We start from the raw sequence: 26,059 nt of genomic DNA on the forward strand, positions 1-26,059 counted from the left end.
AGCCATGGCATACGGCAACTGTGCAGTGGATCGGTGCCAGCCGGCTACTTAGTCAGGCAGATATACCTCACGTATCCGCTTGATCGTGCCGTCCTTGCGCAGCGCCTCGACGGCCCCACGCAAGTCTTCGACGATTTTTTCGGAGCAGCGCCTGGAACACGCCAGATAGAGATCGGCGCTGCTGCCAACCGGGCTCATCAGCAGTTTGCGCCTGGACACCTTCGGCCAGATGTAGCGACTCTCCGGAACACCGTTGAACCAGGCATCGATACGTCCCATCAACAGCATCTGGGCAGGGTTGTCACCGATGGCCAGCGGATAGATCTGTTCGTCGCTGAAGCCTTCGGCGCGCAGGATGTCCTCTTGTGCACTGCCCAGGCCGACGCCGATCTTGCGGTAGGTTGCTTTCGCCTGGGCGAAACTGGTGACCTGCCGGTCGAGGCTGAAGAAGGCGCGCTCCATGGGCATGATCGAAGCGATCCAGGTGAAGCGATCCTCGCGCACAGGAATGCGCGACAAGGGAGCTATCAAATAGTCGTGTTCTTCGCTGACATGTTTTTGTGCCCTTGCCCAAGGCAGCAGGTGGATTTTTGGCGTATACCCGGCCCGGATAATCGCCTGCACCGCGACGTCACCGACGATGCCGTACCCCCTGGGGTCGTTGATGAACGTCAGCGGCGGTGCGTCCGGGATGTGCAGCTCGATGACTTGTGGCTCACCGTGCGCTGGATGGATAACCAATGCCAGCAGTAACAGGCAGAGCCGGGCAAACACTTTGGGACGGCCATTCAATTCGCGTGGGGTCCGGCTCATGATCGATACTTCAGGCTTAAAAAGGGGGGGGCGCCATCCTACCTGTCCGGCGCCGGGAACATGTCGCAGGCCAATGCACGGAGGCCGCATTTCCCTGACAGGTCAATCGTCTTGCCCGGGCGTCTCTTATTGTCGTCTGGCCTGGGCGCGTGTTCCTGTAGGTATAGATCATCCTGCCGGTAACGGTGGGTTCATGGGGGACGCAAACAGGTCAGTCTGTTTTGATGTCGATCAAAATCAAAAATCTTGACGTCTATGATTATGGTCATCATCATAGGTTCGCCCGACACGCACCGATGCCGGGCCAACCAGGCAGCCGAGGAAAACTTCATGACCACCACTAAACCCGTAGCGTTGGTGACTGGCGCTTCGTCCGGCATCGGTGAGGCCATCGCGAACAAGCTCGTGGCCGCAGGCTACAACGTCTATGGCACTAGCCGCCGCGGCACACCGGCGGTTCATCAGGCATTTGCGATGCTGGCGCTGGACGTAACCGACGACGCCAGCGTCGAAGCCGCTGTCGCCGAGCTGCTGCGCCGGGAAGGGCGGATCGATTTGCTGGTCAACAATGCCGGCTTCGGGCTTGCTCCGGCCGCGGCGGAAGAAAGCTCGATCGAGCAGGCCAAGGCCGTCTTCGATACCAATTTCCTCGGTGTCGTGCGCATGACCCGCGCCGTTGTGCCCCACATGCGACGTCAGGGCAGCGGTCGAATCATCAACATCGGCTCCATTCTTGGTGTCGTATCCGTACCTTATGTGGCGCTCTACGTGGCCAGCAAACATGCGGTGGATGGCTATTCCCAAGCGCTGGATCACGAGTTGCGCACCCATGGCATCCGGGTGGTCGTCATCGAGCCCGGCTATACGCGCACGGCATTCGAAAGCAACAGCCTGCAGGCCGACGCCAAGCTGGACGTGTATGAGGACATTCGGGTTAAGGTAACGAAGGTCGTCAACCAGGCAATGGCGACCGCCGAGGGCCCCGACGTGGTGGCCGACGTGGTGCTCAAGGCTGCTCGCGCCGAGCGGCCGAAGCTGCGTTACACCGCCGGCAAGACAGCCGCGCAGTTGCAGTTCATGCGTCGCTTCGCGCCGGCTGGCGTGCTGGACACGGGCATCCGCAAGGCCCTGCAGCTCGCGTGAATTGCCAGCCGGGCCAGCGCCTGCATTCGCTGCGTTGGCCCCGACCCGCTCAGAATGAAGAGGAAACCAACAATGACCTTCAAAGCGCTGCTTTGCACCCAAACCGCTGAGGTGATTTCCACCAGCCTGGTCGACTTCAAGGATGAGGACCTGATGGCCGGCGACGTCACCGTCGTGATCGAGTACTCCACCGTCAATTACAAGGACGCCTTGGCGCTCAGCGGTCGCACACCAGTGATCCGCCAATTTCCGCTGATTCCCGGCATCGACTTTGCCGGCGTTGTCGAAAGCTCAAGTCATGCCGCTTTCCGGGCTGGCGATCGGGTGCTGCTCAACGGCTGGGGGCTGAGCCAGACCCACCACGGCGGCTTTGCCCAGAAGGCGCGCGTGAGCGGCGACTGGCTGGTGAAGGTTCCGGAGGTTTTTTCGACCCGCCAGGCCATGGCCATCGGCACCGCCGGCTATACCGCGATGCTCAGTGTATTGGCCCTGGAGCATGGCGGCCTGACGCCTGAGCGTGGCGACATCCTGGTGACCGGCGCCAATGGCGGCGCGGGCTCGGTTGCAATCGCACTGTTGTCCGGCCTGGGCTATCGGGTGATTGCCTCGACCGGCCGCCCGGAAGAAGCCGATTATCTGCGCGATCTAGGTGCCTGCGAGATTATCGATCGCCACACCTTGTCCGAGCCGGGTGCTCCGGTTGCCAAGGAGCGTTGGGCCGGCGTCATCGATTCGGTCGGTAGCCATACCTTGGTCAACGCCTTGGCACAGACTCGATATCGTGGCGTTGTCGCCGCTTTCGGCCTGGCCCAGGGGGCGGATCTGCCCGGCTCGGTGCTGCCCTTCATCCTGCGCAACGTGACCCTCGCCGGTATCGACTCGGTGAACGCTCCGCAAGATGTTCGCCTGCAGGCATGGGCGCGACTGGCCCGGGATCTCGACGTGAACAAGCTCGCCCGGACCACCCAGGTCGTCGGCCTGGCGCAGGTTCCGCAGGTCGCCGCTCAGGTGCTGGAAGGAAAGGTGCGCGGGCGTACGGTCGTGGATGTGAACGCATAATCAAGGCCTCCCGCGGTGTCCGACGAGGGTTTGCAAAGCCGTCAGAGCATGCGGCGCAGCACGTCGCTTCGGGGATCGCGGTCGAGGAACCGGTGCTTGAGCGCGCCGGCAACGTGCAGCAGGATCAGGCCGAGCAGCGTGTAGGCGAGCACCTTGTGCAGCCATTGGAAGACGACAAACCAATCGTCATTTTTGCCAAGGAGCTCCGGGAGGTTCACGCCAAAGAAGAACACCCCGTCGCTCATCGTGTACGTGCTCGACATCGAATAGCCCATCAACGGCACGATCACCAGCAGCGCATACAAGGTACGGTGCGCAAGTCTTGACGAAACCCGTTCATAGCGCGCCAATGATTCCGGCGGCTGCGGCAGCCTGGGGGCTTGTACGCGCAAGACGATCTGAACCAGGACCAGCAAGAATGCCAACACCCCGAACGATTTGTGCCACGGATAATAAAGCTCGTATTTGCTCGCCACCTCGTCATCCTGCCCGGTCATGTGCCAGCCTGCCCAGAGCAGGCCTGCGATGAGCACGGCGCGCGTCCAATGCAGGAGTCGCAGGGACGTAGGATACCGATCAACAGGGGTTTGATTTGCCGGATTCATCGCGGTCTCTCCATCGGTAACAAAAATGCACCTGAGCGACCCTCGGCTAATCAGCGCATCGAGGGTCGCTCGGTCAGTGCAGGGATGGCTATCAGGTGGGCAGCAATACGGTGATGACTTTTTCTTCGGTGTAGGCCAACGCGCCGGCAAATCCGCCCTCACGGCCAATGCCGCTGGCTTTCACCCCGCCCCAAGGCAGGTTGGCGTCCAGCGGGCTCCAGCAGTTGACGCCCACGGCGCCGGCCTTCACCGCCCCAGCCACGCGATGCGCTTTTGCCAGGTCGTTGGTCCAGACCGTCGCCGCGAGGCCGTAAGCAGAATCGTTGGCCAAGGCAAGAGCCTCGTCTTCGCTGTCGAAAGTGATCACGGTGCCGACCGGGCCGAAGATCTCGTCCCGGGCGATCGCCATGTCATTGCGTGCATTGGCAAAGATGGTCGGTTGGACAAACCAGCCCCTTTCGGGCGTCGATACGCCGCCCGCCAACAGCGTGGCACCTTGCTCGATGCCCAGTTGGATGTACCGGTTGACGCGCTCGAACTGGGCTTTTTTGGCCACGGGGCCCATCTGTATGTCGGCTTGCCGAGGATCGCCGACCTTGACCGCTCGTGCGGCATCGGCAAGCGCCGCGGCGAAGCGCTCGGCGATGCCGCGCTGGACCAGGATGCGCGAGCCGGCTGCGCAGATCTGTCCCTGGTTGACGAACAGGCCGAGCGAACAGCCGTGCAGCGCATCGTCGAAGGGTGCGTCGTCGAAGACAATCTGCGGACTCTTGCCGCCCAGCTCCAGGGCGACGCGCTTGAACAGCACACCGGCGGTGCGCTGGATTTCGCGACCGGCTTCGGGGCTGCCGGTGAAGCTGATCTTGGCGACGTGCGGGTGTTCGCACAAGGCACGGCCGACTTCATCGCCATAACCGGTGACCACGTTGATCACGCCGTCGGGGAGGCCCGCTTCCTGGGCCAGCGCCGCCAGATGCAGGGCCGATTGCGGGGTTTCTTCCGAAGGCTTGATGACCACCGTGCAGCCTGCCGCGAGTAACGCGGCGAGCTTCCAGACGGTGATCATCAGTGGTGAGTTCCAGGGCACGATGGCGCCGACCACGCCCACCGGTTCGCGCACCGTATACGACAGGGTCCTGGTGCCGAAATAGCCGCCGGAGGGGATGGTCCGGCCCTCCAGCTGATTGGCCCAGCCGGCGGCGGCGCGCAGGTTCGCAACGGCGTTGGGGATGTCCATCCGGCGGGGTTCGAGGGGGGAGCGGCCGATGGCATTGGCGTCGAGGTCGGCGAGCTGTTCGGTGTCGCGCTCGACCAGGTCAGCCAGTTTCGACAGCAGTCGCGCGCGCTGGGCGCCGTCGAGCCGACTCCAGGCGCCACGCTCAAGTTGGTCGAGTGCAGCGTTCACCGCACGGTCGACGTCCTCGGCGGTGCCACGCGCGGAGCTGCCGTAGGCCTGTTCCGTCACTGGATCGACGAGGGGGATGCGGCGGCCGTCGGAGGCTTCGACGGCCGCGCCTTCGATGAAGTGCTTGAAGTGCTGGGTCATTTTGCGATCCGTAATTAAGGTGAAGTGGACGGTCATGCCTTGAGGGTGGCCAGGGCGTCGCCAAAGATGTCCAGAGCTTTGAAGAACAGCGAGCGTGGGATCGTCAGCGAAGGCATCACCCGCATCACGTTGCTGTAGCGACCGCAGGGAATCATCAGTACGCCGTGGTTCAGCAGGTAGCTCATCAGTTGGCCGATCCTGGCCGGCGCCAGCGGCGCTTTGGTGACCGGGTCCTCGACCAGCTCGATGCCGATCATCAGGCCGCGACCGCGTACCTCGCCGATGAACGGGCTGTCGAAACCGCGGATGCGTTCCTGCGCTTCCAGCCCGAGCGTGTGGGCGCGGTTGAGCAGGTCGAGCTCGGGGTCCTGGAGGATGCTGATATTGGTCAGCGCCACTGCCGCCGAGAGTGAGTTGGCGCAAAGGTATTGGGCACCGAGCCGTCAGGAATCTCCGCCGCCAGGTCCGAGCGCATGATCAGGCCCGCCATCGGCAGGTCGCTGCCGATGCCCTTGCCGAAGGTGAGCATGTCGGGCTTCACGCCTGAATGTTCGACCGCCCACATCTTGCCGGTGCGTCCCGCGCCGGACTGCACTTCATCGACGATCAGCAACGCGCCACTGCGGTCGCAGGCCTTGCGCAACAATTGCAGGAACTCTGGCGACGGGGGCACGTAGCCGCCTTCGCCCTGGACCGGTTCGACGATCACCGCGGCCACGTCATCGGCCGCTGTGTAAGGGGTGTTCAGCAAGTAATCCACGTATTCGCCGGCGATCTGCTCGGCGCTTTTGTGCGTGGTGTCGAAGGGAAAACGATAGGCGTAAGGGTAGGGCGCATGAATGACCCCGCCCATCTGGGCACCGTAGCCCTTGCGGTAGGCCGTGCCGGTGGTCAGCGCGCCCGAGGCGTTCCAGACGCCGTGGTAGCCACCGTGGAAAGCGATGATCTGATGCCGCCCGGTAATGCGCTTGGCGAACTTGACCGCGGCCTCCAGCGCGTCGCTGCCGCTTTGCGTGAAGAACGTTATGCAATCGCCGCGCAAGCCGTCGGGGGCGATTTCGGCAATCTTCGCCGCCAGTTCGGTGCGCCGGGTACTGTTCACTTCCAGGGCGTGCATCAGCACTTCGGACTGTTCACGGATCGCTTGCACTACCTCCGGATGGCAGCGGCCTACGCTGCTGACGCCCACGCCGGCGGACAGGTCGATATAGGTGTTGCCATCGGGGTCCTTGAAGGTCGCGCCAAAAGCCCGGTCCATGGCCACGGGCATGCGTCCGCCGCCGCGCGCCATCGACTCGGTACGCGCCGATAACGCCAGGGCCTCGATGGTCCTGGGGCCGGGAATGGCGGAGGTAATCCGCGGGGCATCCGCAAAATGCAGGGATTCAAGTTTGGCTTCACTCATGACGGTCTCTCAGGATGTCGGTTTCAGTGTCCCGATCATCCCCGTCGCCCGTGCGCGGCCGGTAGCCCGAATCGGCACATTGGCTGGCCGCCACAAGCGTTCCGGCATGAGTGCTGACAGCTAATCAAATAAATTTGCAGAATTCTCCTATCGTGAGAATATTGCGCACAAAGACGATCCCAAAAACAAGAATATCGGCAGAGGCTTTTGTCATCATGAAAAACCACAACATCAGCCATTTCCGCGATATTCATGTTCACGCCGCTACCGTCCAGGAGTGGAATCAGGATTACAACCAACTGACTGCCGGCTCAGCCGAGAGCTCGCTCATACAGCTGAGCACCGCGCGCTGCCACGTATTTCGCGAGAAGATCAACCAGCGTGTCGTGCAGCACGGCGTTGCGCCCCGGGGCAAGATGTGTTTCGCCGTGCCCATCACGGTTCCGGGTTCGATCCGGATGCAAGGGCGGGAGGTCGACGACAGCAGCCTGTTCTTCCTGCACGGGGGCGAGGAGTTCATGTTCCATATGCCGATGGGCATGGAGCTGCTGGCCATTACCTTCGAGCGCGAATGGTTCGAGCAGGCGCTGGCACAAACCACCTCGGCAAAGGAAATCGGCCAATTGTTGCGGCAGCCGGTCATCAGGCTGCCCACTCAACGTTATGCCGACGCCCGCCGTCGCATGCTGGCGGCATTCTCCCAGGCCCTCTCAAGCGAAGAGCTCGACCCGACGCACGATCGCGAGCTGGTGCTGGAACAGGCCATGCTCGGCGAGTTGCTGCAATTGATGACCGATCCGGCCTGCGACAAGCAGCAGCGCACGCCAAGCTCGACCCGCAGTTATATTGTCGAAAAATGCCACCGCCTGGCGACCGCGGAACTGAACAACGTGCCCAGCGTGGACGACCTCTGCCAGCGCCTCCAGGTGAGTCGGCGTACCGTGCAGAACAGCTTCCGCTCGGTTGCCGAGACCACGCCGCTCAACTATCTGCGCTCCGTCAGGCTCAACGGTGTGCGCCGGACCTTGATGTCTACCCGGGCGTCCCATCTGTCGATCGGCGACGCCGCCGCCCAATGGGGTTTTTATCACCTCAGCCATTTTGCCGCGGAGTATCAGGAGCTGTTCGCGGAATTGCCCTCCCATACGACCCGCGCCGCCATTCCCGATTGCGCCCATGCCTGAAGGTTTTCCTGGCGCAATCGGCGGTGCGCTGGCGTCGATTCCGGGCGGGACGCTTGTCGCTTCTGATGGAACGCGAGGTTATCGATTCATTGAGCATGGGCGTGTTTTTCCTTGTCCGATTTTTCGATCGCAGGTGCCATGCAGGAGGCAATGATGAAAACTGTTAAAGCCGGTGTTCTGGAAATCGCCTATCTGGAGGTCGGTCCGGTCGACGGGCCCCCCGTGGTGTTCCTCCACGGCTTCCCCTATGACGTGCATGCCTATGATGAAGTCGCCAGGATCCTGGCTTCAGCTGGAAAGCGATGCTTGACGCCTTTCCTTCGTGGCTACGGCCCCACCCGATTTCTGGATGAGCAGACAATGCGCTCTGGAGAGCAGGCGGCAATAGGAGCCGACCTGTTGGCTTTTCTCGACGCACTGAAAATCGAAAAAGCTGTGCTTGCGGGTTATGACTGGGGCGGAAGAGCGGCTTGCATCGTCGCCGCGCTATGGCCGGAACGGGTAAGCGGTTTGGTCAGCTGTGGTGGCTACAGTATTCAGAATATCGCTGAAGCGCACCGGCCTGTTTCTCCCGAGGCGGAGCACCTGCTCTGGTATCAATACTATCTTCACGGTAGCCGTGGTCGCGCTGGATTGACCTCGAACAGAAGGGATTTCTGCCGCTTGTTATGGCGCATGTGGTCGCCAACCTGGGGGTTCACGCAGGAGGCGTTCGAAACGACCGCTGCAGCGTTTGAGAACGACGACTTTGTTGACGTGGTAACACACTCGTACCGTCACCGTTTCGGATTGGCCGAGGGAGATCCAGCCTATCGGGACATAGAATCCCAGCTTGCCGCACAACCCGGGATCGCGGTGCCTTCATTGGTTCTGGAGGGTGGCGCTGATGCGGTTGATCCGCCTGCCGAGGAGGACCCATTCGCCCGTCATTTTACCGGGTCGTATCGCCGGGAAATCCTGGAAAACATTGGCCACAACGTGCCTCAAGAGGCGCCAGGAAAATTTGCTGACGGGATCTTGAGCGTCGGTGGATGACTTCCTTGGCAGGCTGCCCAAGTCGTGAGACTTAGGCTCGATGCTGCTGGTCATCCCGATCCAACCCCAGCAACAACCCGGAACCAGCGCCCCCACAACATCCTGGGCAAATGAGCAGGCAAGTAAGTTAGGCTGTTCGCACGACAGGTAGTCGGTATTCGACGGCCTGAAAACAAAGGCGCTATGAATGTCGAAGCATTTGCTGTTGGGCTGGACCCGTTCCTTGTGCGTGCTTGCTGCCTTGAGCGGCGTGGCCACCATGGCCGTTGCTGCCTCGCCTGAAGAAACCGCTACGGCGGCATCGGACACGCAAGCGGTGTCCCTTGCAGGCGGCAAGCTGAAGTTCGTGCTGAACGGCGTCGAGGCCCGTACCTTGAACAGCGAGAACGGCGGCACGATGTACTTTGATCCGAAAAGCGAGCGGGCCATCATCGTTACCGAAGGTCCGGCGCCGACTGCCGGCACCACCCCGGACGCTGCGTTTCTCCTCGCCGTGGATACTGTGAAGGAAACGCAGCAGGCCGCATCACCCAACTTTCGCATGACTGGCGAGAAGACCATTCAGGTGAACGGCCTGAAGATGTACCGCCTGGACGGCACCGACGATTTCAACGGACTGAAACTACTGATGGCCTCGTTGATGACGATGAACGATCAGAACATCACTATCATCGAAGTGATGTCCAGCGTAAACGACACGGCCGGCCACACCGCTGCGTTGGAGAATATTCTGGGCAAGTAAACCGCTGGTTTCCGGATAGTTCGCTATTCCTGGCCAGTTAAGCCGTTGGGCCAGGTTGCTGATCAATCGTTAGGCAAGTGCAACTGCACTTCCATGGCGTCATGAAGGAGCCTGACGACCTCGATCACGTCGTCGTTTGCCACACGATAGAACACGATATGGCGTGGGCTTTTGACCGTTCCATGGGTTTGTTTGGCCTACAGGCGTGAATAGATGAGGTGATAGCTGCGAAGGCCAGGTGCAAGCTCATCGCAGTCGTGGCTGCCGATGCGATAAGGCGTGTCGGCAGGCGCTTGCAGCGCCGCGAGGATCAGCGCTTGGTAGCGCTGACGAGCTTGATCGCCGAACTGCGTCTGCGAGAGCCTGAGAATGTCGACAATGTCGGCGCGCGCCGCGTTGAAAATCCGATACGGCGGCATGCTCAGTGTTTCTCGCGCGCGGGGAGGGTTGCCTCCAGACTCAAGCCCTCGAGGTAGTGCTCCAGATCCCCTTCGTTCATCTGAGTAACGCGCCCGTGCTCAAGATCCATGGTGCCGATTGAGGTCGCCTGACGCAGGGCCTCAATTTTGGCGGTGTCTTCGGCGACGCGCTGCTCCAATAAACGTAGACCTTCTCGCATCACTTCGCTGGCATTCTGATAACGGCCGGACTGCACCAAGTCATGGATAAGCTGTTCGTGGTGAGGGGTGAGCACAACGTTTCGCGTCGCCATAACTAGCTCCAGTTCTATGCAAACAGGTACTTTTGATTGTTGGCATATTATGCCATCTTCGCTCAGGGGAATAGCTTGGGGCCGATATCCGGCGATCAGGTGATGGCTGACTCGGCGCCAATCAGCAAGGTTCAAAGTCATCCGCCCGTAATAAAGCGACCTGCAGATCAGTGCCCACCGTTCCGCTGAAAGCTTCAGGCCGGCCTATCGAATCGCAGAGTGTCCGGTGGGAGGTATCCTCATCAATAGCCGATTTGGCCTTAGGCTGGGGGCATCCTTTTCAAACCATCCAAAGCATGCCCTCAGATGTGCCCCAATGTAGCCATCCACTGGAAGTGAATGGAGCTCCGTGGTTTGTTGAAAGGCAAAATGGTCAGATAAACAGCCTGCCAGACATCGCCTAAAGACTGTCAGGGTCCCCAAAAAACATCTGAATCCGCGATCTCAACCAGCGTTCGCCCGGGTCGTTGTCCTGGGAGCCGCGCCAGGCCATGTGCAGTTCGAAGCTGCGCACCGGGATCGGTGGGTCTTCAGCGCGCACGCCACCGGCGGCGGTCAGTGCTTCGGCGGTGTAGTCGGGCACGGTGGCGATGATGTCGGTGCCCGACAGCAGCGTGCTCAGGCCGTTGAACTGCGGTACGGCCAATACCACATGGCGCTTGCGGTCGAGCTTTTCCAACTCTTCATCAATGAACCCGCTCAAGTCGCCGGCAAAGGACACCAACGCATGGGGGCGGGCGCAGAATTCGTCCAGGGTCAGACGTCCCGGTGCGGTGTCGGCGCGCAGCACTTTCGGCGAGCTGCGTCGCAAGACCTTGCGCTTGGCGTTGGCCGGCAGGTCGTCGGTGTAGCTGACGCCGATGGAGATTTCGCCGGAGGCCAGCAAGCCCGGCATCAGGATGTAATTGACCCGGCGCACCACCAGCACGATGCCTGGCGCTTCGGCCCGCAGGCGCTTGAGCAGCATCGGCAGCAGGGCGAACTCGGCGTCATCCGACAGGCCGATGCGAAAGACCGAGGTGCTGGTGGCCGGATCGAATTCCGCCGCCCGGCTGACCGCCGTGGAGATCGAGTCCAGGGCTGGAGAGAGCAGGGCAAAGATTTCCACCGCCCGCGCGGTGGGCTCCATGCTGCGCCCGGTGCGCACGAACAGCGGATCGTCGAACAGGCTGCGCAGGCGCGACAGCGCGGCGCTGATGGCCGGTTGGCCGAGGAACAATTTCTCGGCGGCGCGGGTCACACTGCGCTCATGCATCAATGTTTCGAACACGATCAACAGGTTCAGGTCGACACGACGCAGGTCATTACGATTCATCTGGGGTCCTGGCAGATTCGGCAAGCTTGACGTGGGCGGCTATATGGGAACAATGGCCGGCATGAATCTTACGGGGAAAGACTGGTACTCTGCACCGGCTAATTGCATTTTTCAGGGCCGGGTCCTACAGGGCCGGTTCAGTTTTCTTGCTGCGGAATCAATGACAGGCATGTCGACTATTAATAGCCACTGATGGTCTTGGCTACAAAGCCCGGATAGAGTTCATGGCATTAGAGGTTACTTTGACGAGGTTTGCGATGTCCCGCACGATCCGTTTTCACAAGTTTGGTGGTGCCGAGGTGCTCAAATGCGAAGAGCATGCGGCGGCTCTTCCTGCGCCAGGAGAAGTGCAGGTCCGCGTCGAAGCGATCGGCATCAGTTGGTACGACACCCTGTGGCGCCAGAACCTGGCATCGTCCCAGGCGCGCCTGCCTTCAGGCCTGGGCCATGAAATGGCCGGCGTGGTGACAGCCGTCGGCGACGGGGTCGATGACTTGGCCGTGGGCGACAAAGTCGCCAGCTTCCCCGCCGAGAGCCCGAACGATTATCCGGTGTACGGCGAGGTCATCGTCCTGCCGCGCACCGCTTTGACCCGCTATCCCGACGTGCTCAGCCCGATCGAGGCCGCGGTCCATTACACGCCGCTGCTGATCGCCTATTTCGCCTACATGGACCTGGCAAGGGTCAAGCCCGGGCAGTTTGCGCTGGTGACCGATGCCAGCCATTGCGCCGGTCCTTCCTTCGTGCAACTTGGCAAGGCGTTGGGCGTGCGGGTGATCGCCGCCACCAAGACGGCTGAAGAGCGTGAATACCTGCTGTCGCTGGGCGCCGAAAAAGTCATCGTCACCGAAGAGCAGGACTTGTTGATGCAAATCAACAAGCTCACCGACAGCCGTGGCGTCGATGTGGTGTTCGACGGCTTGGGCGGGCCGCAGATGTCGCTGCTTGGCGATGTCCTGGCGCCCCGTGGCAGCCTGGTGCTGTATGGCTTGCAGGGTGGCAACCAGACACCGTTTCCAGCCTGCGCGGCGTTCCAGAAGAACATCCAGTTCTTTGTCCACTGCATCGGCAATTTCACCGGCAAGCCGGAGCTGGGCATTCTCCAGGACCAGGTCGCGTTGCAACGGGCGTTGCGTGATATCAACCAGTTGACCGCCGACCGTGTCCTGTTGCCCCTCAAGACTCGAGTGTTTCCATTCTCCGAGTTCGTCGAGGCCCATCGGTACATGGGCGAATGCCCTTGCCGTGAACGCGTTGCCCTCCAGGTAGTCGACCCCGCCTGATTTCCCCCCTTGCGCAAGAGTCATCGTTTCGACTCTTGCGCTGTTTTCGGCCGCCCTGGCCAGTCTTCTTGACCGTTCTGTGTCTCTGTCCTTCAGCAGACCTGCGCATGGCTGCGCACGAATCAACGACGCCGTTTACTCCCGCTGTCGAAAGGCGGCATCTTGCAAAAAGCAACTGAACTGGTTTTTGCCGCCAATCTGTATCTTTTAATCATTACTCAAGTCTTGATAATTGAATACTGACTTTCGAACTCAAGGAGGAATTGCTGCGCAGCACTCGTCTGCGCGGCCGTCTGCTGTTTCTTGTTCCTATTTAAAGTGTCCGGGGTGTTGTTTGCTCTGGGTCGCCTGCTGCCTTGAAGAAGATTATCTTGGCAAGAGGTAAAGCGTCGCTCGGCATATTCCTTGTTTTCTGTCTCCATTGTCTGTGGGACGCTGTAAGAAATCTCCTAGGACGGTTTGATAGGTGGGCGAAGACCAATGAATACGGGTGCTTTTGGCGAAAAGAGAAAAGCAGGGGGCACGATCCATACATGTGTAGATTAATTACATCGCGCGAAAGCAAAGTGTATCGTCAATACTCTTAATAAATGGCAAAGGCATTCACCCGACTGGCGCGTCGAGCAATCAACGTGGTGTGGGTGCGACGTCGATAAACGGATTTTAGGTAAAAGTTATGAGTGCAATTCATCAGCAGGCAATGACTTACGTATATCAACAGGTATTGCAACGCTTGTTGGAATTTTATTCCCGTGCGGAACGGACCGCACTGCAGCTTCTGGTCCAGCGATTGATCGTTGCCGCTGGCGGTATTGAACGAATCGGCACCTATCGGGTGCTGGTGGCCCAGAATGGCAGTCGGGAGGGGTTCTATGCGCTGACGGCCCTGCGCGCCGCGCAGTTGAGCATTGCTGGCCGGCATCCGACGACTTTCGACCTGCGCGTCGCCACGCCACGCCTGGGCGAGATGACCCAGGCCACCCTGGAGAATATCCACTGTTGCTACAGCGCTCTGTTTCTCTACGACGATCCACGGGTAGAGCTGCTGATGGCTGACAATCGAGAGGTGGTGCCGTTTGATCGCTCCAAGCCGTTATCGGCGCAAGGGCGCGAGGCCAATCGCACTGACATGCTGATGCTTGGGCACCTGCGTTCCTCCGACAGCCTCCTGGGCGTGGGCGACGAAGGCTACCTGGCGATGGCGGAGTTCTACAAGAACATGGCTCGCTGGGATGCGGGCGTGGATTCATGGGTCAGTTGCGACACGCCACGCCAGCAAAAGCAGTTCCTGTCCGGGTTGCGCCGGGCGACCCGCAAGATCGGTCTGGTGTTTGAGCCCGTGGGTGGATTCGACGGCCTGTTTGCCCAACTCGATTACCTGGGCAGTGACCTGTTCCGGCGTTTTTATGGCCAGGAGCACCTGGGTGTCTGGCAACCCGAAGGGCGGCTGGAGGCCTGCCGGCAAGTGGGGCACATCCGTATTGATGATCTGGTCACCGAGCGGCTGGAAGAAAGCAACTGGGCGTTGTTCAGCGAATTCCTCGGCGTCAGCTCCGATGAGCTGGTTGCGCCATCGCTTGAGCATGAATACCTGAGTCCGTACCTCTCGGCCCACCTATGTGGCTTGCAGGCCTGTCATCAGCAGGAGCGCGGCTATGCGGCTGGCTACACCGATTATGTGCAACGCATGATCATGGTCATGCACCGCAAGCGTATGCCGGAGCCCGTCTGCCAGCAGGTCCAGGGGCTGTTGGGTGCACCGTCGGAGATTCCCGAGCGTCGAGCCGTGATCGCCCTGGAAACGGAAAAAAATCTGAATCTGAACGAAACGCAACTGGTGTGCATGCTGTTTGCGCCCTTCGTTGAAAAGGGCGCCGGCCTGGAGCATTTCCTGCGGTGCTGTCATCCCGGCATGCTGGTGGGCATGCCCGATCTGCACAGGGCGTTGCGGGGCGGCCCGGTCACGGATCAGGTGGCGCATTGGATGGTCGATGTCAGTGGCCTGCCCGTTGCAATGCTGTGCAAGTTGTACCGGGCCCGAATCACCACGCCGGAGCCGGAAATCATCCGGGCGGACCCGCAAACGGCCATGGAACGCGCTGATACGGACCAGGGCGGGCAGGGCGCCGATGATCCCGGCGAACGTGCAGCGCGGCGCTGAGGGACGGGGTTTGACGTATTTTGTCGTGAACACCCAGGCCCGGTTGGTGAGGGTTCGGTTCGGCGGCCCAGTCTCATGAAGGGCCACCGTGAAACAGACTTCACCTACCAGGCGGTTTATCGGTACCTGACGAACCTGATCAATGAGCTGGGCGCTGATGCTCGGGTGCGTCTGCCGTCACTGCGGCAGTTGGCCGAGCGCCTCAATGTCTCCATATCCACCATCCAGTACGCTTATTCCCTGCTGGAAAAGGAAGGGCGGGTCTATTCGATTGCCAAGTCCGGCTACTACGCATTGCCGATGGTCAGCGTGTCCACTCTTGGCGATGGCGATGATTTGCTGGAGACCCTGTACGTCAACGCGCGTCGCCCAGGCATGCTGGTGCTCAGCGGTGATGAACCGGCTTCGTTGCAGCCGCTCGACAGTCCGCTTCTGTTGCTTGAACGCGAGCTCCTGCGCCAGTACCCGCGCGCTTCACAACATCCCCTGCAGCCCTGGGGAGAGCAGGAGTTGCGAACCGCACTGGCGGCACGCTACACCTCTTCACCGTCGCGATGCTGGAGTGCCGATGACGTCTATATTGGCGCTGACTTGCGCGGCGTTCTGGAAATCCTGATTGCGGTGCTGGCACTCAAGGGCAACACGGTGCTCGTGGAGTCGCCCTGCGAATGGACCGTCCTGCGTTTGTTGCAAGCGGCCGATATCCGCATCGTCGAGCTGCCCTTGCTGGCCGAGGGGGAAATCGATATTGAACAGTTGGAGCGGTTGCTGGCGAATGAAACGGTATGCCTGATGGTGGTGTCTTCGGTGTTGAGCATGCCCAGGAGCAGGTTGAAAAGTGCAGCCGACCGGCGAGCACTGGCGCGTCTGCTGGAACAGTACGGCACGTGGGTACTGGAGAACGACAGCCATACGGAGTTGGTATTCGAGCCCGGCGCGTTGCCTTTTCGAGAGTGGCTCGACCCGGACCGGCTGATCGTGTATTCCACCTTCGAGACAACCATAGGGCCCGAGGCGCCCTACGGTTATGTGCTGTCGCGTCAGCTGACGCTGATGTTGCAGCGTCATTTCCTGTTGCGCGCATTTCGTCTTTCGCCGATTCGCCAGAAAGCGATTGCGCGTTTATACAACAATGGCCGGATCGACCAGCATCTACTGGTATTGCGACGCCTGCTACGCGAAAGCGCCGCGTCGGCGACGCAACTGTTGCGCGAGCGAGTCGGAGACTGCCTGCAATGGGAGGAGCCCGAGGGCGGCGCAACAATCTGGGTACGCTCTTCACGTCAGGTCGATCTGCGGCGGGTTTTCCAACGGCTGCTCGCCCGGCGAATCGTCATCGCGCCGGGAGAGCTGTTCAGCACCCAAGGACGATATGACCAGCATTTTCGGTTGGCTCATGCTCTCGACGGCGTGGGCGGCCGGGAAGCGGCCTTCAGCGCACTGGCCGAGGCCTTGAGGCTCGAACAATCCTGATCGCGGGGCGATGGATCGAACCCGTCGCGTGATGGTCGAACTGTCAGTAAACTGCCTTCATTTTTCCGAGCCACTTCATTCCGAGGTTTTGCATGACAGTCAGTCCATTTGCGGGCAAGCCGGCGCCGGCAGAGTTGTTGATCGATATCCCGCGACTGGTGACGGCGTATTACACCGGCCGGCCTGACGCCTCGATTGCGACCCAGCGCGTCGCGTTCGGCACTTCCGGGCACCGTGGCAGTTCGTTCGATCTGGGGTTCAACGAATGGCACGTACTGGCCATCAGTCAGGCGATCTGCCTGTATCGTGAAGCCCAGGGCATCGACGGACCGCTGTTTGTCGGTATCGACACTCATGCACTGTCGACTCCGGCGGGAGCCAGCGCGTTGGAAGTGCTGGCCGCCAATGGCGTGACCGTGATGATCGCCGAGGGTGACGAGTACACCCCGACGCCAGCGATTTCCCACGCCATCCTGTGCTACAACCGTGGCCGGACCACTGGGCTGGCTGACGGCATCGTCATTACGCCGTCGCACAATCCGCCACAAAGTGGCGGCTACAAATACAACCCCACCAATGGCGGTCCGGCCGATACCCATATCACCAAATGGATTGAAGCCAAGGCCAACGAGCTGTTGACCAACCAGTTGGCCGGCGTCAAGCGCATCAGCTACGAACAGGCGCTCAAGGCCCAAACCACTCATCGTCACGATTACCTCAATACCTACGTGGCAGACCTCGGCAATGTCATCGATTTCGATGCGATCCGTGGTGCAGGGCTGCGCCTGGGCGTAGACCCGCTGGGCGGCGCTGGCGTGCGCTACTGGCCCGCCATCGCCGAGCACTATCGACTGGACCTGGAAGTGGTCAACACCCAGGTGGATTCCACCTTCCGCTTCATGACGGTCGATTGGGACGGGCAGATCCGCATGGACCCGTCCTCCAGCCACGCCATGCAAGGGTTGATCGGTTTGAAGGAGCGCTTCGATGTGGCCTTCGCCTGCGACCCGGATCATGACCGCCACGGCATCGTGACGCCGAGTGGCGGCTTGCTGGCGCCGAACAATTACCTGGCGGTCTCCATCGATTACCTGTTCCAGAATCGGCCGCAATGGCGTGCCGATGCGGCGGTCGGCAAGACCGTGGTCAGCAGCGGCCTGATCGACCGCGTGGCCAAGCGCCTGGGCCGCCGCCTCTATGAGGTGCCGGTGGGCTTCAAGTGGTTCGCCGACGGCCTGTTCGATGGTTCCCTTGGCTTTGGCGGTGAAGAAAGCGCCGGTGCCTCGTTCCTGCGCAAGGATGGCGGCGTATGGAGCACCGACAAGGATGGGCTGATCCCGGCCTTGTTGGCCGCTGAGATGACGGCTCGCACCGGTCGCGACCCAAGCCAGGCCTATCGCGCCCTGACGGACGAGCTGGGCGAGCCGTTCTCGGTACGTGTCGATGCCAAGGCCAGCCCGCAGCAGAAAGCGCTGCTGAGCAAGCTGTCGCCGGATCAGGTCCAGTCCACTGAGCTGGCGGGCGAAACGATCCAGAGCATTCTCAGCCACGCCCCGGGTAACGACCAGGCCATCGGCGGCCTGAAAGTCATGACCGAAAATGGCTGGTTTGCCGCGCGTCCGTCCGGCACCGAGGACATCTACAAGATCTACGCCGAAAGCTTTATTGGCGACGAGCACCTGAAACAGCTGGTGGTCGAGGCCCAGGCGCTCGTGGATGGCGCAATTTCCGGGCAGTGATCGAGTCCTTTTCGCGAGCAGGCTCGCTCCCACAGGTAATCTGACTGTGGGAGCGAGCCTGCTCGCGAAGGGCCTAGTCCCCTGAAATAGCGCAATGCCAACCTGCCATGTCACTTTCATTTCATCGTCTAAATAGCTGACAGCAAAGCTTTTGGCTGGAATCCGGCTGCAAATCCAGACACCATAGCCCTCATGGTTCTGAACACCGGAGTCCTTCAGCGTGTCGCAACACACTCCCGATCTTCCTCCCGAACTCCTGCCACTGGCCCAGATGCCCTGGCTCAAGCGCCTGGCTGCGCGATTTTTTGGTCATGGCCTGACGCGCCTGCGCGCCCAGCATCGGGCGTCCTGGTTGCATGGCCAAGCCGATGGCTTTCGTAGCGGGCACACCGCGGGTTTTGATTATGGTTTCAAGGAAGGCAAGGCCGAAGGCCTGGAAGAGGGGCGTCAGGTCCTGCTGATCAGGGATTCGCGCAGCACCGAGCATCCGGGGCCAAAAGTCGACGATCTGTTGTTCGATGACTGGCGCCTGCCGCTTACCGCTGAACTGAAGAAGCGCATCAAGGCCGACGTCGCGCGCCTGCTACCGGCGCATGCGCAACCCAGCAGTGCGCAGTGGAAGATGATTTTCAGCGATACCCCGGCGACGTCGGTCGTCGCGGGAGCAGGCGCAGGCAAGTCCACAACGCTGGTACTGCGTATCGTGCTGCTCTGTCATTACTTGGGGTTCGAGCTGGATTCGATGACCGTGGTCACGTTTACTCGCGAATCGCGCAAGGACTTCATGCAGAAGCTCATCGACATGTTTGCGCTTTGGGGGCGTACGATCAGCCTGGCGCAGGCACGCGAGCTGGTGCGCACGTTCCACTCCCGAATCCTGCCCATGGTGCGCAGCCTGCCTGGATTCGAACGGCTCCAGGCCTTCGAGGCGCTGAGCCTTCGCGCCGGGCCAAATGACGATGGCGCCTTGGCGAGCCCATTCGACTTGCGCATCAACGAGGTCCAGCGCCAGCACCTCAACGCCTTTTATCACAGCCTCTACAAGCGTGACGAGCGTTTCCGCGAGCTGATCAAGCCGCTTTCCCGGCACGCCTTGCAGCTCAAGACGCTGGAGCGCGATCACCCGGATGTGCAGAAGCGGATAGCCGTGACTGAACTGGCGGCCCAGCGCGACGAAGCACTGTGCGACGCGATCGAGGATCTCTGGCTCAAGGCGGGCGCCTGGCCAATCAAGGGGATCGAGCCGAAACGCCAGGCCTTCGAAGTCAATGGTGCCAGGTTTCATTGCCACGGTTACGTTCCGTCGCTGGACGCCTGGGTAATGCTGGGTTTCGATCCACGTGAAGACTCTCGGCTCAGCCGGCCCGGCGCCAAGCTGAGCCTGCGCGCGGAATGGGCTGTAAAGCGGACCCTGTTTCAAGCTTTCTGCCGTAAGCCATTGATATGGCTCGATAGTTATGAAGAATCAAGGCGCGTATTGGCCTCGTTGGCCGGGGATGCCAGTGCCGGTCCGGGGTTCGATTACAAGGTCAAGGGAGAGCTGGGCTCCGCCCCTTTGCTGGACTGTTTTGTCGCGGCGGCAGGGTTCATCGAGAATCTCGGCCTGGATGTCCCTGATGCCGTGGGCCAGATGAGTTTCTCCCATGACGATCCCGATCGGTATTTCTTCGAGGCGTTGAGCCGCTTCTGGCGCGCTTTCGAGGACCATCTGCTCGACCAGTCGCCGCCGGTCATGACCTACAACCGCATGTTTGCGCTGTTCAGCGAGCATTCAGAGGAAAACCTCAAGCTGCTCGATGACGCGCTGTTGCGGCCGATGGCCCACTTGATGATCGACGAGTTCCAGGATGTGTCGCCGCAGATCGTTTCCTGGATCCGGGCGAGCCTGCGCGAAGTGCGCAGGCGCGGTGCCGCCCTGCACGTGGGGCGCGCCGCCCAGCGTTCTTCGCTGTTATGCGTGGGTGATGACTGGCAATCGATCTATGGCTGGCGCGGCAGTTCGCCAAGTTTCTTCATGGCCTTCAACAAGCAATTCCCGTCCCCGGCCAGCACGCGGGTAATGCTCACCGAAAACTACCGCAGCCATCAATACATCATCGACGCCGCCGAGCATGTCGTGCGCGCGGCGGCGGCCATGCCTGGCAAAAAAGCCAAGGCCAGCGGCGTGCCACGAACGCCAAGTCCGGTCAATGTGCTGGATCGAGATGACGAAGGGTTGGCGCTGCGGCTTGATGAGCATTACCGGAAGGGTGACTCGATCTTGATGCTGTATCGAAAAAGTAGCGATAAGTCATTGTTAGAAAAGCATATTCAGCCAATAGTTAATGTTGATTCTAGCCTGCCGGTGCCAATGAGGCGCTTCAGGCAAATGACTTATCACAGCGCGAAAGGCCTTGAGGCGGATGCAGTATTCCTGCTGGGTGACTGCCAGCATCTAACCAGTTCGCCGTACAAGAACCAGGTCTACCGGATGGCCGGGCTGGGCCAGGACGGCGACACCGAACCGTACGACACGGCGCAAAAAGATGAGATTCTGCGCCTGGCATATGTGGGCATCACGCGGGCGGTGCAACATTGCTATTGGTATGTGGACGGCCAGGACAGTCAAGCCGCCAACGCGCCCAGAGCTTCGGACCGTGTCGCGGCGGGTAAGCCATTCTTCCGCGACCATCGCCAAGGGCGCGGCTGAACGTGTCACAGTCGATAATCAGAAAAAAGCCCACGTTAACGTGGGCTTTTTTTGTTCAGGAAGCGAATCGTCGCAAGCCAACCGGCGGTACGAAGGCTTCAAGCTCGGCTTCCACCGCTTCGATGATTCGCTCCACATCGGGCGCGTTCATCACGGTGGCGCAGGGGATGCCTGCAATCGCGATCATGGTTTCGCCGCTGGCACGGTCGAACAACCGGGCCACCATGCTACCCGGCGCATCCATGCTGGCCTCGAAGCCCATGGGATGGAAATGCCAGCGCATCAATTGGCAGGCGTTGGGGAACGTAACCTTGCTGAAAGATCCTTTATTCATCTGTAGCCCGCCTTCTTCATCAAGCGCTTCCGTTTGCTCATGTCAGGAAGGAAGAGCCATCATGGCCCTACCAGTGAGAATTAAAATAGCACCGGAAAATGAAGCTGATGTGGATTTTTTCAGTCCGTTTGGCGATTGGTTCAGTTTTTTTGATCTGGATCATGACTTAATCGGGAATGTTCAGAATGCCATCATCGGTTGCATGAGGTTTATTGCCGTTGGGACGACGGCTCTGGATCGCGGTATTTCAGCGCAATCAGCAGTGCCAGGCCCGCCATTGCGAGGGCAATGGCGAAGGTGACGTGCAAGCCGTGGGCCGCAGTTTCGGGTGTTGTAGCGCCGATACCGTTCGTCGGCAAAGCGCTGGCGAAGACTGCACCTAGCACCGATGCGCCAGTAAGGAATCCCAGGTTGCGCGACAAGTTGAGCAAGCCGGCAATGGCACCCCGCTGATGGGCGGGGAGCTCGGCCATGACCGATGTATTGTTGGCCGTCTGGAACATCGCATAGCCAAGTGTCGTGACTACAATGGCCGCGGCATAACCGGCTATGCCCAAGGCGGGAGGAACCAGCGACAGCAGCAGACAGCCGAACATCAGGGTCGTCAGCCCGACAAGACGCATGAGGCGCACGCCGAAACGGTCCGTCAGCCGCCCGGCGGGCATGCCGGCGAGGGCGGCGACACACGGCCCTGCCGCCAACACCAGGCCCACCGTTGTCGGAGGCAACCCGAGGGCGATGGCGAGATAGAACGGGCCGACCAGCAGGGTCGCCATCATGATCGCGGCGACCAGCGCGCTTGCAGCCAGGCTCGAGACGAGCAGGCGGTCGCGAAACATCGGCAGCGGGATCAGCGGCGACGCGAGTCGTTTCTGCGTCCGGACGAACCATCCGCCGCTCAGGACCGCCGCCAGCAACAGGCCGATATTCAGTGCGCCAAAGCTCCCACGTCCGAGTGTCATGGCCAGGGCATAAGCGCCCAGTGTGAAAGCCAGCAGGAGCGTGCCCAGGCCATCGAAACCCACGCGCCCGGTCTTTTGCGCCGGGTATCCGGCAGGCAAAAAGCGCCAGGCCAGCAACAGCGTCAGTAACCCGAGAGGAACGTTGATCAGAAACAACGCCTGCCAGCCGAACCCGCTGATCAATATGCCGCCAAGGGACGGCCCGAGGGCGGTGCCGACCGCTGACAGCGTGGCGAGCAGGCCCATGGCGCTGCCGGTCCTGGCTTTGTCCACCGTTTCGCCGACGAGGGCCAGGGTCAACGTCATCATGATGGCCGCGCCCACGCCTTGCAGGGCCCTGGCAGCGATCAGCAGCCACAACGACGGCGCCAGGCCACACAGGGCCGAAGCCAGCGTGAACAGTGCGATGCCCGCCAGCAGCAGCTTGGGGCGCCCGACCAGGTCGCCCAAGCGTCCGAGGCTGACGATCAGCGTGGTGATCGCCAGCAGATAGGCGAGGACCACCCACTGGACCAGTTGGAAGGACGCATCGAATGCCTGGGCCAGCACCGGCAAGCCGACGCTGGCGACGCTGGCGCCCAGGGATGCGAGCAGCGTTGCCAGTGCAAGGCTGGCCATGGCCCCATGTGCCTTGCGCTGCGGTGGATTGTCGGCATTTGTTGACGGCTGAGCTGCAGTAACGGGTTTCATCGTGTCCTCTCTGTCTGCGGCTCCTTCGGCGCAGCTGTCAGAACGGTACGCCCAGGCATAACATGGCGGAAGACGCAGCAGTTGCATGTTATAGCTGCACACAACGCCACCTGTGATCGAGTCCCGTCAATGTCCGCACCCGATTTGAATTTGCTCCTCACCCTGGATGTGCTGCTGTCCGAAGGCAGCGTGGCTGGTGCGGCGCGGCGGCTGCGCCTCAGTCCTTCGGCCATGAGCCGGGCATTGGCGCGGTTGCGCCAGGCCACTGGCGACCCGTTGCTGGTGCGGGCCGGGCGGGGTCTGGTGCCGACTCCGCGCGCGCTGGCGTTGCGCGAGCAGGTCAGTCAACTGGTCCAGGACGCCCAGGCCGCGCTGCGCCCGGAGCAGGCGCCGGATCTGCGTCGAGTGAACCGAACCTTCACGCTGCGTACCCGGCAAGGCTTCGTGGAGAATTTCGCGCTGGAGCTGATTGCCCGAGTCAGCGAACAGGCGCCAGGGGTTCGGCTGTGTTTCGTCGACAAGGCCGATAAGGACAGCGCCGCGCTGCGCGAGGGCAGTGTGGATCTGGAAACCGCCGTGGTGGATGAGCGCACCCGTCCGGAGTTGCGCACGCAGGCGTTGTTTCGAGACCGCCTCATCGGCGTGGTTCGCCCGGGGCATCCGCTGAGCCAGATCGAGGTGAGCGCTGCCGATTATGCGATGGGCGCGCACATCGGCGTGTCCCTGCACGACCTCGATCATGGACCGATGGATCAGGCATTGGGGGCATTGGGTCTGTCCCGTGAAATCATCACCAGCGTCCCGGGGTTTTCCGCTGCGCTGGGGCTCGCCCGGTCCAGCGACCTCATCGCCAGCGTGCCGGAGCGCTACACCACCCGCTTGCGCACCGGCATGCACAGTTTCGCGCTGCCGTTTGCGCTGCCGGGGTTCACTATCGCGATGCTCTGGCACCCGCGTATGGATGCCGATCCGGTGCATCGCTGGTTAAGAGGTTGCATGAGAGAGGTTTGCGCGGATCAATACGCGCGCAAAAAACCTGGGGGGCAATAAGCCTGGAGGAAACGGTTCAGTCTTCCTTGCGAATCGTCGCCACTTCATCGGCGCGGACCCGGACTTTGCGGCCAGAAATGTCTTCGAATTCGTAGAAGCCATCGGCGGTGCGGGTGTTCGGCGTGTCCTCGGTCAAATACTGGGTACCGTTCTGCAAGGTCACCACGGTCGGAGAGGCGCAGCCGGCCAGCGCCAGCAGCGCGGTGACGACCAAGGGCAGGCCGAGAAACCTGATGTTCATATCCATAACCTCTTTCGAAAGGACGCAGCCCGGCTGATTCGACCGGGCCATCACTGAGTTAACCGCCATTGGTCTCGCTTGTTGTAGGAAAGTTCATCGCACAGGGAAGGATTTCTCCTTTAAATATAGGCGACCGCTCATCTTTTGCAGTTGCCTGGGCGGCGAGTAGCTGATATCTGTACGCATAACCAGTGTTTCAGCATGCGTGGCGCTTTTTTCCGTGACAGCCAATCCCCTTGACGACCCCTTTTATTACCTGAACAACTTCCAGCGGGTCCTCGCCTGGTTGACGCAACGCTATGCCGACGTATTGAGTGTCGAAGAGCAGCGGTTTATCGATGATTTCATCGCTTTGCCGCGTCCGGCCCAAGGCTTGCTGGTGCGGATGGTGATGCGCAAGGGCCTGCACTTTCGTCACACCAAACTGCGCTACGCGGAAATTGGCGACATCGCCGACGCCGTGGCGCCGTTGTTGGCGCTGGGCTGGGTCGAAGAGCAGGCGTGCCTGAGCCTTGTCGAACTGTTCGAGGTGCTGCTCAAGCCGGAAATACTTCTGTGCCTGGGGCATCTGATCGAGCAACCCAAGGCACGCAAATCCGAATGGCTGCAGACCCTGAGTGATCAGGACGGCCAGCCGCAGCCGTTTCGCGCCTGGTGCCCGCAGCTCGAAGAGCGGCTGTACAGCCTCACGGTGATGGGGCTGTGCGACCGTTTGCGGTTGATGTTCTTCGGCAATCTCTATCAGGACTGGTCGGAGTTCGTGCTGGCGGACCTGGGTATCTTTGTCTATGAAGCCGTTGAGTTCAGCGCCGAGTCCCGGGGGCTGCGCAGCCGCGAGGACATCGATGCCTGTGTCTTCCTGCATGAATGCCAGCAACGCTTCGACGCCGGCGAACCGCTCGAACCGATCATCGCCCGGGTCAATGCCCTGGAGCTGGACAATCCCTGGCTTGAGCGGCGCCGGGGCAAGCTGTTGTTCCAGATCGGCCAGCATTGCGAACGCATCGGTGATTTTGCCCAGGCCCTGAGTCTTTATCGCGGCTGTACTTACCCCGGCGCGCGACTGCGAATGATCCGCGTGCTGGAGCGCATCGGCGAATATGCCCTGGCCCTCGAACTGGGTGAAGCCGCGGCCCAGGCGCCCCAAAGCGCTGCCGAGCGCCAGGCCTTGCTGCGGATCGTGCCCCGGTTGCGGCGCAAACTGGGCGGGCCGCCGGTGGCCCGTGCCGTGGCCAGGGAGGTCGAGCGACTGGACTTGCATCTGCCGCGTGTCGACCCGACGTTGTCGGTGGAATATTACGTCCAGGCTCATCTGCATGACGAAGCCGCCCCGGTGCATTACGTCGAGAACAGCCTGGTCAATTCGCTGTTCGGCCTGTTGTGCTGGCCGGCGATTTTCGCGCCGCTGCCGGGGGCTTTTTTCCACCCGTTCCAGCGCGGGCCGGTGGACCTGCTGAACGAAGATTTCCATGACCGTCGCGCCGAACTGTTCGCGGCCTGTTTCGCCGAGCTGGACGACGGGCGCTATCGGCAGACCATCCGTCAACGTTACGCGGAAAAATGGGGCGTGCAGTCACCGTTCGTGTTCTGGGGCGCACTGTCCGAAGACCTGCTGGGCCAGGCGCTTGACTGTCTGCCGGCCGAACACCTCAAGCACTGGTTCGCCCGTCTGCTGCTGGACATCAAGGCCAACCGCGCCGGCATGCCCGACCTGATCCAGTTCTGGCCGCAGCACAAGACCTACCGCATGATCGAAGTCAAAGGCCCCGGCGATCGCCTGCAGGATAACCAATTGCGCTGGCTGGAGTTCTGCCACGAACACCGGATGCCCGTCGCCGTCTGTTATGTGCAATGGGCGGAGCAGGGCGCGTGACCGAG

At 61.1% G+C, this 26,059-nt stretch carries 21 protein-coding genes and 2 pseudogenes; 13 read left to right on the top strand and 10 right to left on the bottom strand.

What is annotated here, in order from left to right; genetic code table 11:
- Positions 1 to 48: 48 nt before the first annotated feature.
- Positions 49 to 813, bottom strand: a complete 765-nt coding sequence (locus tag J3P89_RS11575; protein WP_434697587.1) for a substrate-binding periplasmic protein — start codon at positions 811 to 813, stop codon at positions 49 to 51.
- A gap of 330 nt (positions 814 to 1,143) precedes the next feature.
- On the opposite strand from J3P89_RS11575, the gene J3P89_RS11580 reads away from it, so the two are divergent.
- Positions 1,144 to 1,956 (top strand): oxidoreductase, encoded by an 813-nt coding sequence (locus J3P89_RS11580; RefSeq protein WP_434697588.1) that lies wholly within the window; start codon positions 1,144 to 1,146, stop codon positions 1,954 to 1,956.
- Between the two features lie 72 nt (positions 1,957 to 2,028).
- On the top strand, positions 2,029 to 3,015 hold the full coding sequence (gene acuI / locus J3P89_RS11585) for an acrylyl-CoA reductase (NADPH) (protein ID WP_434697589.1): 987 nt from the start codon (positions 2,029 to 2,031) through the stop codon (positions 3,013 to 3,015).
- 41 nt (positions 3,016 to 3,056) lie between these two features.
- Here the strand turns inward: acuI and J3P89_RS11590 are convergent, their stop codons facing one another.
- The 3 genes and pseudogenes from J3P89_RS11590 to J3P89_RS11600 form a co-directional block, all read right to left on the bottom strand.
- Positions 3,057 to 3,620, bottom strand: coding sequence for a cytochrome b (locus tag J3P89_RS11590; protein ID WP_434697590.1), 564 nt, complete (start codon positions 3,618 to 3,620; stop codon positions 3,057 to 3,059).
- 91 nt (positions 3,621 to 3,711) lie between these two features.
- Complete coding sequence (locus J3P89_RS11595) at positions 3,712 to 5,166, bottom strand: aldehyde dehydrogenase family protein (protein ID WP_434697591.1); 1,455 nt, start codon at positions 5,164 to 5,166, stop codon at positions 3,712 to 3,714.
- A gap of 32 nt (positions 5,167 to 5,198) precedes the next feature.
- Positions 5,199 to 6,571, bottom strand: a pseudogene (locus J3P89_RS11600) (aspartate aminotransferase family protein).
- Here J3P89_RS11600 and J3P89_RS11605 point away from each other — a divergent pair.
- From J3P89_RS11605 to J3P89_RS11620, 4 genes are all read left to right on the top strand, one after another.
- Positions 6,570 to 6,695 (top strand): hypothetical protein, encoded by a 126-nt coding sequence (locus J3P89_RS11605; protein WP_434697592.1) that lies wholly within the window; start codon positions 6,570 to 6,572, stop codon positions 6,693 to 6,695. The pseudogene J3P89_RS11600 and the gene J3P89_RS11605 sit on opposite strands and share 2 nt — an antisense overlap.
- A 91-nt stretch (positions 6,696 to 6,786) precedes the next feature.
- Positions 6,787 to 7,755 carry a helix-turn-helix domain-containing protein gene (locus J3P89_RS11610; RefSeq protein WP_434697593.1) on the top strand — a complete coding sequence of 323 codons (969 nt, stop codon included), beginning with the start codon at positions 6,787 to 6,789 and terminating at the stop codon, positions 7,753 to 7,755.
- A gap of 150 nt (positions 7,756 to 7,905) precedes the next feature.
- Positions 7,906 to 8,790, top strand: coding sequence for an alpha/beta fold hydrolase (locus J3P89_RS11615; protein WP_434697976.1), 885 nt, complete (start codon positions 7,906 to 7,908; stop codon positions 8,788 to 8,790).
- A gap of 187 nt (positions 8,791 to 8,977) precedes the next feature.
- A complete protein-coding gene (locus tag J3P89_RS11620) occupies positions 8,978 to 9,532 on the top strand; it encodes a hypothetical protein (RefSeq protein WP_434697594.1) in 555 nt (184 codons plus the stop codon).
- Between the two features lie 62 nt (positions 9,533 to 9,594).
- Here the strand turns inward: J3P89_RS11620 and J3P89_RS11625 are convergent.
- The 3 genes and pseudogenes from J3P89_RS11625 to J3P89_RS11635 all read right to left on the bottom strand — a co-directional run bounded on the left by J3P89_RS11625 (position 9,595) and on the right by J3P89_RS11635 (position 11,559).
- Positions 9,595 to 9,951 (bottom strand): annotated as a pseudogene (locus J3P89_RS11625) (type II toxin-antitoxin system RelE/ParE family toxin).
- 2 nt (positions 9,952 to 9,953) lie between these two features.
- On the bottom strand, positions 9,954 to 10,244 hold the full coding sequence (locus J3P89_RS11630) for a type II toxin-antitoxin system ParD family antitoxin (RefSeq protein WP_434697595.1): 291 nt from the start codon (positions 10,242 to 10,244) through the stop codon (positions 9,954 to 9,956).
- A 400-nt stretch (positions 10,245 to 10,644) separates the two neighbouring features.
- Complete coding sequence (locus J3P89_RS11635) at positions 10,645 to 11,559, bottom strand: LysR family transcriptional regulator (RefSeq protein WP_305500794.1); 915 nt, start codon at positions 11,557 to 11,559, stop codon at positions 10,645 to 10,647.
- Positions 11,560 to 11,816: 257 nt separating this feature from the next.
- On the opposite strand from J3P89_RS11635, the gene J3P89_RS11640 reads away from it, so the two are divergent.
- From J3P89_RS11640 to J3P89_RS11660, 5 genes are all read left to right on the top strand, one after another.
- Positions 11,817 to 12,842 carry a zinc-dependent alcohol dehydrogenase family protein gene (locus J3P89_RS11640; protein ID WP_305500796.1) on the top strand — a complete coding sequence of 342 codons (1,026 nt, stop codon included), beginning with the start codon at positions 11,817 to 11,819 and terminating at the stop codon, positions 12,840 to 12,842.
- A 676-nt stretch (positions 12,843 to 13,518) separates the two neighbouring features.
- A complete protein-coding gene (locus J3P89_RS11645) occupies positions 13,519 to 15,003 on the top strand; it encodes a hypothetical protein (RefSeq protein ID WP_434697596.1) in 1,485 nt (494 codons plus the stop codon).
- A 75-nt stretch (positions 15,004 to 15,078) separates the two neighbouring features.
- A complete protein-coding gene (locus tag J3P89_RS11650) occupies positions 15,079 to 16,476 on the top strand; it encodes a PLP-dependent aminotransferase family protein (protein ID WP_434697597.1) in 1,398 nt (465 codons plus the stop codon).
- A gap of 92 nt (positions 16,477 to 16,568) precedes the next feature.
- Positions 16,569 to 18,215, top strand: coding sequence for a phosphoglucomutase (alpha-D-glucose-1,6-bisphosphate-dependent) (gene pgm / locus J3P89_RS11655; protein WP_434697598.1), 1,647 nt, complete (start codon positions 16,569 to 16,571; stop codon positions 18,213 to 18,215).
- Between the two features lie 220 nt (positions 18,216 to 18,435).
- Positions 18,436 to 20,904 (top strand): UvrD-helicase domain-containing protein, encoded by a 2,469-nt coding sequence (locus J3P89_RS11660; protein ID WP_434697599.1) that lies wholly within the window; start codon positions 18,436 to 18,438, stop codon positions 20,902 to 20,904.
- Positions 20,905 to 20,959: 55 nt separating this feature from the next.
- On the opposite strand, the gene J3P89_RS11665 is transcribed toward J3P89_RS11660, so the two are convergent.
- Complete coding sequence (locus tag J3P89_RS11665; protein WP_003201764.1) at positions 20,960 to 21,238, bottom strand: DUF1652 domain-containing protein; 279 nt, start codon at positions 21,236 to 21,238, stop codon at positions 20,960 to 20,962.
- Between the two features lie 209 nt (positions 21,239 to 21,447).
- Positions 21,448 to 22,890 (bottom strand): MFS transporter, encoded by a 1,443-nt coding sequence (locus J3P89_RS11670; protein WP_434697600.1) that lies wholly within the window; start codon positions 22,888 to 22,890, stop codon positions 21,448 to 21,450.
- A 129-nt stretch (positions 22,891 to 23,019) separates the two neighbouring features.
- On the opposite strand from J3P89_RS11670, the gene J3P89_RS11675 reads away from it, so the two are divergent.
- A complete protein-coding gene (locus J3P89_RS11675; protein ID WP_434697601.1) occupies positions 23,020 to 23,940 on the top strand; it encodes a LysR family transcriptional regulator in 921 nt (306 codons plus the stop codon).
- 16 nt (positions 23,941 to 23,956) lie between these two features.
- Here the strand turns inward: J3P89_RS11675 and J3P89_RS11680 are convergent, their stop codons facing one another.
- A complete protein-coding gene (locus tag J3P89_RS11680; protein WP_434573973.1) occupies positions 23,957 to 24,181 on the bottom strand; it encodes a YgdI/YgdR family lipoprotein in 225 nt (74 codons plus the stop codon).
- A gap of 220 nt (positions 24,182 to 24,401) precedes the next feature.
- On the opposite strand from J3P89_RS11680, the gene J3P89_RS11685 reads away from it, so the two are divergent.
- Positions 24,402 to 26,054, top strand: coding sequence for a VRR-NUC domain-containing protein (locus J3P89_RS11685; RefSeq protein WP_434697602.1), 1,653 nt, complete (start codon positions 24,402 to 24,404; stop codon positions 26,052 to 26,054).
- Positions 26,055 to 26,059: the final 5 nt, after the last annotated feature.

Source organism: Pseudomonas sp. Z1-14 (assembly GCF_051132005.1).
Taxonomy (GTDB): Bacteria; Pseudomonadota; Gammaproteobacteria; order Pseudomonadales; family Pseudomonadaceae; genus Aquipseudomonas.